The 8,234-nt window shown below is 47.0% G+C and carries 5 protein-coding genes; 3 read left to right on the top strand and 2 right to left on the bottom strand.

The features are described from left to right. The coding region (locus tag IM450_RS12980; RefSeq protein ID WP_287720634.1) for an RNA-guided endonuclease InsQ/TnpB family protein at positions 1-312 on the bottom strand (312 nt) is incomplete at its 3' end. A gap of 90 nt (positions 313-402) precedes the next feature. Here IM450_RS12980 and IM450_RS12975 point away from each other — a divergent pair. Together IM450_RS12975 and IM450_RS12970 are read left to right on the top strand one after the other, a co-directional pair. Then, complete coding sequence (locus IM450_RS12975; protein ID WP_287670847.1) at positions 403-873, top strand: DUF29 domain-containing protein; 471 nt, start codon at positions 403-405, stop codon at positions 871-873. A 54-nt stretch (positions 874-927) separates the two neighbouring features. Further along, positions 928-5,100: a DEAD/DEAH box helicase gene (locus tag IM450_RS12970; protein ID WP_287670845.1), complete on the top strand. Its 4,173-nt coding sequence runs from the start codon at positions 928-930 to the stop codon at positions 5,098-5,100. An 18-nt stretch (positions 5,101-5,118) separates the two neighbouring features. On the opposite strand, the gene IM450_RS12965 is transcribed toward IM450_RS12970, so the two are convergent. Continuing rightward, a complete protein-coding gene (locus IM450_RS12965; RefSeq protein WP_287670843.1) occupies positions 5,119-6,333 on the bottom strand; it encodes an aminotransferase class V-fold PLP-dependent enzyme in 1,215 nt (404 codons plus the stop codon). Positions 6,334-6,600: 267 nt separating this feature from the next. Between IM450_RS12965 and IM450_RS12960 the strand changes: the two genes are divergently transcribed. Continuing rightward, positions 6,601-8,037: a TM0106 family RecB-like putative nuclease gene (locus IM450_RS12960; RefSeq protein WP_287670841.1), complete on the top strand. Its 1,437-nt coding sequence runs from the start codon at positions 6,601-6,603 to the stop codon at positions 8,035-8,037. Positions 8,038-8,234 lie beyond the last annotated feature (197 nt).

Below are 8,234 nucleotides of genomic sequence, written 5' to 3'. Positions count from 1 at the left end.
TTTTTTCTTAAAGTTAGGATACTTATTACGACAAGCAAAGAAGTTAGTAAAAGCTGTTTGTAAATGTCTTAACCCTTGTTGTAAGGGTACACAGCTTACCTCGTTGAGAAAGTTTAATTCTTCTTGTTTTTTCCACTCGGTTAGCATTGAAGAAGTTTCAGCGTAGCCTACTCTTTCTTGTCTTTCATGCCAAGCTTGTGTTCTGAGATGGAGAGCTTTATTGTAAACCAATCTTACACAGCCCCAAGTGTGCCGCAATAGCGACTCTTGTTCGGGTGTGGGGTAAAATCGGTAAGAATAGGCTTTTTCCATACCTCACATTTTAGCATATATTTCGTAAATGTGCTAATATTTAACAGCAAAGCCGCCGTAAAACGGCGGGGTTTCAGACCCAAATTTTCGATGATGACCGCTCTCTACGAGGAAGATTTTGTTCTCTGGACAGAAAAAACCGCCGAACTGTTAAAGAGAAAAGAGTTTGACCTGGTGGACTGGGAAAACCTGATCGAAGAGGTGGAGTGCATGGGAAAAAGCGAGAGACAGGCAATAACGAGTTTATTAACTGTTTTAATCGAACACTTGCTAAAACTATCCTATTGGGAATCGGAAAAAGAACGGAATGCCCGTCACTGGATAGTGGAGATCGCGGCTTTCCGATCGCAATTAGAACAAAAAATAGATAGTGCCACCCTCGTCAACCATGCCCGCGATTCTTGGGAGAAAGCCTATTTAACCGCTAGAAAATCCCTGATTAACGCCAGAATCGTCGATAAAAATGCGATTCCCCTAGAGTCTATATTCACCCTCGAACAGGTATTAGACGGGGATTGGTTCCCCATCGATATCGAACCTTTTTTGGAAACCCGTCTATAAATTGCGATCAAGTCCCAGCAAAACCATCAGGAGTATAAACGAATATAACCGAATATGAAAGATATCGAGCAAATCCGCCGCCAAATCATCGAACGCTACCAACAATTATCGGCACTCGATCAGGTGATTGTCCGTCTTTTTTCCCTAATCTATGAACCGATCGCCCGCAGCACTTTTCTAGACTGTTTAAATCAAGCCCATTACCGCGACGAGAACAACCGGCGATTTAACGGCCAAACCCTGAAATCCCATTTAGATCGCCTCCTAGAAGCGGAAGTAATCATCCAGGACAAAGGCTATGGGCTGCGCTGTCATCCCCTCCTCGTCGAGATTGCCAGCCGTGATAGCGTTAGTAAGGGAGAATTCAAGCGTTTTGCCGAGATCATCAAGGACAAACTGCCGCAACCCCGAACTCGTTGGGATGAAAGCCTAGTTTTTCAGGGAAAAGAGCAATTAATCCGAGAAATCCGTCTGGCCATCTATCGTCAGGATTTCGACTCGGTCGAACAACAAATCGCCGATTATCAGAAAACCAGCTATTCTTCCCCAAAAACTAGCCTAGAAGACCTTCTGGTTCTCATCTACGATAACCCCTTCGATGGGGATTGGTTACGGACGCAACCGACCAAATTTCAGGCGTTAGCACTAAATAGCATTCTTGTCAAGGCTTTTGAAAAAATAACTCGCGCCGATGGAGCTTTTTCCCTCCTAGAAGAACTCTGTCAAGACCAGACCAGTGTTTCCGAAGCCCATTTGTGGCTCGAACAGGCAATCATCCGAGGACAAAGCGATAAAGTGCGTCGGTATCTCGATCGCCCCTTCCCGGAAAGCCAAGCAGCAGCAATCGGGGCGATCCGGGGTTGGATTGCCTTTCTAGAGGGGAAAAACAGCAAAGCGATCCAAGAATATACCCTCGCCCTTAAAGCCCTAAAAAAAGCCAAAGGAAAACAAAAAATCTATTTTTCTTCAATTAGCGGCTTCTCCTTTATTTTTGCCCTCCTCAAAGAAGGAACCCCCGAACGTCTCGCGGAAGCCGCCAGCTATACCAGTTGGGTGACGCGTCAAAACGATCATCCTTTCAGTCCTATCTATGCCCGTCTGGAAAAAATCATTGCTGCCCGTCAGGGAGATATACAGGCCAAAGACGCAATCATCGACGCGGCGATCAATCCCTACCAAATGGGCCAGGGTCTAGAGACTCTTCTCTATAGTATCTGTCTCTACTGGATGAGTAGCGACATCGCTAAAAAACATCTGCCCCGCCTACTCTTGCCTCTCTACAAAGATGCCAAGGCGGCTGGCTACCATTGGTTAGCCCTGGAAACCGGGTCCCTACTGTCCCGACTCGATCGAGCGCCGGAAGCGGAGGTGGTTATAAAATGGCATCTCTCTTCCCCCCTGGTGGATGCGATCGAACCCCAAGAAGCTTGGCAACTGTGCCTGAATGCCTTGACTAATCTGTGCGCGCCAACACCAACCCCGGGTAAATCTAACCCCGTCTTCCGCCTTGCTTGGTTTCTCTCTATCCATTCCGATGATTATTTCCTGCAACCAAAAGAACAGAAACTCGACGCGCGGGGTAATTGGAGTCGTGGCCGTCCCGTCTCCCTTAAACGTCTGCGAAAAACTGGGGAAATTGACTATTTAACCCCGCAGGATCTGAAAATTTGCGCCCATATCTTCGTGGAATCCAGTTACTATGGCCAGAACGAGTATCACTTTGAGCGCCGGGCTATTATCGAACTGATCGGTCATCCCCTGGTGTTTTGGGAAGATTCCCCCAGAACGCGGGCAGAAATCGTCGCCGGGGAACCGGAATTGCGAGTAAGTAAGGAAAAATCGGGTAAATTAATCCTCTCTTTACTGCCCGATCTCAGCGATCACCAAGAAGTGCTGATTTGGAAAGAAACCCCCACTCGCATTAAGGTAATCGAAGTCAAGCCAGAACACCGAAGCATCGCCGACATTATCGGCAAAAGCAACCGCTTAGAAGTCCCCGACAAGGGCCGGGAAAAAGTCCTGGCCGCGATCAATTCCCTGTCCGGGATAGTGACAGTACATTCCGATATCGGCGGAGGAAAAGCAGCCCGGTCAGTGGCAGCCGATAGTCAACCCCGGATTCATCTCTTACCGGCTGGGGAGGGTCTAAAAGTGGCGGTTCTCAGTCGTCCTTTTGGGGCAGCCGGTCCCTATTTCCAGCCTGGAAAAGGGGGAGAAACAGTAATCGCCGAGATTGAGGGGGAACGGCTGCAAACAACTAGGGATCTGGCCCTAGAGAAAAAACTGGCCCAAACAGCGATCGATTCTTGTCCGATCCTGATCAGTTTTGAGGAGGAAAATGGGGAATGGCGGCTAGAAAATCCGGAGGATTGTCTAGATCTACTGCTAGAATTGCGGGAATTAAACGATAGCGTCCTCGTGGAATGGCCGGAAGGGGAAAAATGGCGGGTGACGCGTCAGCTTCGATTACAGGACCTACACCTAAATATCCACAGTCAACGGGATTGGTTTGCGGTCAGTGGGGAACTGCACCTAGAGGAGAAATCAGTCCTGAGTATGCAGGAGTTGATGAAACTGCTAGAGGGATCGCCGGGGCGGTTTATTCCCCTCGGAGATGGTCAATTTCTCGCCCTAACCGAGGCATTTCGGGAACGGTTACAGGAAATGCGTGCTTTCTCGGAAAAGTCCGGCGACGGTTTGCGGTTTCATCCCTTCGCTGCCCCGATTCTCTCCGAACTGACTGAGGAAGTGGGACAACTCAAGGCCGATAAACGTTGGCGCGACAATTTACAACGCTTTCAGGAGAGTCAGGATTTTACCCCGGAAGTCCCCTCAACTCTACAGGCAGAATTGCGCGACTATCAACTGGAAGGCTTTCGCTGGTTAGCTAGGCTGGCCCAGTGGGGGGCCGGGGCCTGTTTGGCCGATGATATGGGATTAGGGAAGACTTTACAGGCCCTGGCAGTAATCCTTACCCGCGCCTCGGAGGGGCCGACTTTAGCGATCGCTCCTACTTCAGTCTGTTTGAACTGGATTAGTGAGGCGGAAAGGTTCGCACCCACCTTAAATATCATCCAATTGGGAACAGGCGATCGGCAAGCACTACTCGATCGACTGCAACCCTTCGATCTGTTGGTCTGTAGCTATGGGTTATTACAGCAGGAAGAAGTGGCCACCATGTTGGCTGGGGTAGAATGGCGGACAATCGTTCTCGATGAGGCCCAAGCGATTAAGAATTTCTCCACCAAGCGATCGAAAGCAGCCATGAATCTGCGGGGGGATTTTAAATTAATCACCACGGGAACACCGATCGAGAATCATTTAGGGGAATTATGGAATCTTTTCCGTTTTATTAACCCCGGATTGTTGGGATCCTTGGAAAGTTTTGATCGCCGTTTCGCCACCCCGATCGAAAAATACGGCGATAAAACCGCTCGCGAACAGTTAAAAAAACTGGTGCGGCCTTTCCTTCTCCGGCGCACAAAAAACCAAGTTCTGGCGGAATTACCGCCGCGTACCGAGATTTTAGTCCCGATCGAGTTAAGCGTCGAGGAGAAGGCGTTTTACGAGGCCTTACGGCGGCGTGCTTTGGAGAAATTAAGCGAGAGTGACAGCACCGCCGGGGCAAAACATCTCCAGGTACTGGCAGAGATCATGAAATTACGCCGGGCCTGCTGTCATCCGCAGTTAGTGGCTCCAGATTTGGATTTAGCCGGCTCGAAATTGTCCCGTTTCGGGGAAATTCTGGATGAGTTATTAGATAATCAGCATAAAGCCTTGGTGTTTAGTCAATTTGTTGATCATTTAGCCATTATCCGCAGTTATCTCGATCAAAGGCAGATAAAATATCAATACCTCGATGGTAGTACCCCAGCCAGCGATCGGCAGAAACAGGTGAAAGCTTTTCAAGCGGGGGAAGGGGACGTATTTTTAATTAGTTTAAAGGCCGGGGGGACAGGATTAAATCTCACCGCGGCCGATTATGTTATCCATCTTGATCCCTGGTGGAATCCCGCAGTGGAGGATCAGGCCTCCGATCGCGCCCACCGCATCGGCCAAAAACGTCCGGTGACGATTTATCGCTTAGTGGCCAAGGATACGATCGAGGAAAAAATTGTCGATCTGCACCACCATAAACGCGATCTCGCCGATAGTTTATTGGAGGGGACCGACGCCAGCGGCAAGTTATCTACCGACGAATTATTACGCTTAATGGCCGAGGGATAAAAATATCCCCGACGCGGTTTAAACTAACTTTTTGATAGCTGCTACTAACTGCTCGATTTCTGATGGCAAAGTGAAATAATGAACACAGGCACGCACACAGAGGGGGTCGAGGAGAGTTCGCAGTAAAAACCCTTGTTTTTCTAGCTGTTGCACTAAATTTTGTGGGCTGATGGACGAGTCAATTTGAAAGGAAACTAAACCAGATTCTGGCGGAGAATTTTTTAAACATTTCACCCCTTTAATTGTGTTTAATTCTCCCCAGAGATAGGCCGCTAATTGACAGATTTTTTCGTATCTTTGTCCCCCATCACCCCAGGCGTTATGTACCGCAATAGTTGCCCTTAAACCCTCAAATTGAGGATAGGCAGAAGTGGCCACTTCAAAGCGTCTAGCATCGGGTTTCCAACCGATAGGCTGTCCTTGCTTATCTGTTTCAATACCTCGCCAACCGATAAAAGTGGGCTGTAAACTAGGGAAAATTTCGGGACGAATATACAATCCTCCCACACCGGCTGGTCCACACCACCATTTATGACCTGTAAAAGCATAACAATCGGCGGCAGTGGCGCTTAAATCCAAGGGCAAACAACCCACGGATTGGGCAGCATCCACCACCACTAAAACGGGTTTTTCGGTGACAGAATTATCATGACAAAGTTGCGAGATTTCCTTGAGGGGTAAAACCTGTCCAGTATTCCAGAGAACATGACTGACCACCAAAACCCTAGTTTTGGGACGTAAATGAGCGGAAATCACTTCTATCGGGTTGCCGCCGTTTAAAGTTTCCCGAATAGGACAAGTGGAGATTTCCAGATGATAACGACGGGCAATTTCCCGAACCGTGGCGATAATTCCGGGGTGTTCACAATCGGTTAGTAAAATATGTTCCCCCGCTTGCCAATCAACCCCCCAGAGGGCGATATTACAGCCTACAGTGACATCCTCGGTGATAGAGAGAGTGCTGGGGCTAATTCCCAACTCCTGAGCCATTTCTTGCCTGAGAAGTTCCGTTTTTTTGGTAATCCAATCGTTTACCCGTCCTGAAAAAGGCCCCTTTTGTTGGAGAAAATTATGGGCATCGATAATCGCTTCTAATCCGGCCTTGGGCAAGGTTCCCTGACCACCGAAATTAAAATAAACTTTATTGCTAAGTCCCCGAAATTCCTGTCTTTGTTCGGCTAAATCCGGTTTACTAACGGCGAAATCGAGGCTATTTTCGTCTAAATTCTGCATAAGCGAGGAGATTGGGGGGTCAGTTATCAGTTATCAGTTAGAAGGTGTTGGGTTTTGGGGTTTTAGGGTTTTAGTTGAATTCCCCATTTCCCCATTTCCTGACTCCCAACGACCGACGGCTGAATTCTATCGACGGATTCAGTCGCAATTGTCACAATAGTATTAGAGTAGAGGAAACACACTTGGGAATGTTTTCTTTTTTTAAGTTTATTATTTTTTACTTTACCTCACAGGTCCAGGAAAGCTTAACTTTTCTCCTTGTATAGAATGCTACTGACCGATGATCTACTTCTAGACTACCAACGTTGTCAACGCCGTGGGTTTTTAAATCTCTACGGCAATAGCCAAGAAAAAGACCCTGAGCGAGATTTTTTGCTTAAATTGCGCCAAGAGAGTCAAAGTCACGTTAAAAAAGTCCTACAAGACTCCTATCCCGATTATTATTCCCTGACTACTCCCACCAGCGATATTTTAGCCGCCGCTAGGGAAACGGAAGCTTTGATGCGTCAGGGGGTATCCTGTATTTATCACGGAGTCCTGTTACAATCCGGCTATCCCGTCTCTTTAACCGGTTCCCCCCATTTATTAATTAAACAGGCAGGAAAGTCGAAATTTGGCGATTGGATTTATTATCCCCTCAATATTCAACTCGGTCGCCGTCCTAAGCCTGAATATAAGCTGCTGGCTACTTTTTACGCCTATTTATTAGCCAGTATGCAGGGAGTTTTTCCTGGTTATGCCGAAATTGTCCTACGTCGTCATAATCGCTATCGGGTGGAATTGAATCTCTGGTTAACTAAACTAGAGGAAATAATCAAAAAGTTCGGCGAAATGGTGATTAATCGCCAAGAACCAGAAGTTTTTATCTCGCGTCAGCGTTGCAGTTTATGTCATTGGTATAGTCACTGTTATGGTATCGCTCAAGCGAGTCAACATCTTTCTTTAGTTCCGGGGGTGACTCCCAGTCGTTACCAATTTTTACAGTCTTTGGGGGTTTCCACCATGGAATCCCTGGCGCTTACCTGTCCTACCCGTATGGGGGAGGGTATGGGGTTAGAGGTGGCTAATCAGTTACAATTACAGGCCCAAGCAATTATTGAAAATCGGGCCTTTCGCAAAAGTAACGGGAAAACTGCTTATTTGTCTCCCCTACCGAGGGCCGAGATTGAATTTTATTTTGACATCGAAGCGGAACCAGAACAGAATTTAGATTATCTTTTGGGGATTTTACGCGTTGATTATCGAGTTAATACCCAGCAATTTTATCCCTTTTTGGCAGAAAAGCCAGAAGATGAAGGCAGGATTTGGCAGGAATTTTTAACCTTAGTCATGCAGGATTATCAAGCACCCATTTTTCACTTTTCTGAGTACGAAGTGGAAACAATTAAGCGATTGGGTTATCTTTATAAAACTCCTTCTTCTTTGATTAATCAGTTAGTTTCTCGCTGTTTTGATCTGCACTATTATGTAGTTAATTCCGTAACTTTTCCCGTGGAAAGTTATTCTTTAAAATCCCTCGCTAACTGGATTGGCTTCCAATGGCGCGATCGAGGAGTAAGCGGGGATCAATGCGTTTGGTGGTATGACCAGTGGTTAAAAACAGGAGATCGGACTTTATTGGCGGCTATTTTACGTTACAATGAGGATGATTGTCGCGCCACCTTTATACTAAAAGATTGGCTTTTGACATACCCCACGCCGTAAACGGACGTGGATTCTTCTAGCATCACTGCTGAGAATTTCTGGCTCAACGAGTCCACTTGAATTAGGGTTTGCTGAATAAATCTAAAAACCTTGTTGGATAAGGCTTTTAGACTTTTTTTCCCTGAAAAAGTGCCTACCATTGGAGTGATTGGGGGGAAAATTTAGGGATTTTTTCCCTGAAAATTAGGTAATTGACC

Origin of the sequence: Microcystis sp. M083S1, from assembly GCF_020246405.1 — a bacterium.
In the GTDB taxonomy this organism is placed as follows: domain Bacteria; phylum Cyanobacteriota; class Cyanobacteriia; order Cyanobacteriales; family Microcystaceae; genus Microcystis; species Microcystis aeruginosa_C.
The sequence above is the reverse complement of the archived record's forward strand: the minus strand, read 5'-3'. Positions and strand labels throughout refer to the sequence as shown.

Coding starts and splice junctions, on each gene's coding strand:
- IM450_RS12970 (WP_287670845.1), top strand. CDS start 928: ATGAAAGATATCGAGCAAATCCGCCGCCAAATCATCGAACGCTACCAA.
- IM450_RS12975 (WP_287670847.1), top strand. CDS start 403: ATGATGACCGCTCTCTACGAGGAAGATTTTGTTCTCTGGACAGAAAAA.
- IM450_RS12965 (WP_287670843.1), bottom strand. CDS start 6,333: ATGCAGAATTTAGACGAAAATAGCCTCGATTTCGCCGTTAGTAAACCG.
- IM450_RS12960 (WP_287670841.1), top strand. CDS start 6,601: ATGCTACTGACCGATGATCTACTTCTAGACTACCAACGTTGTCAACGC.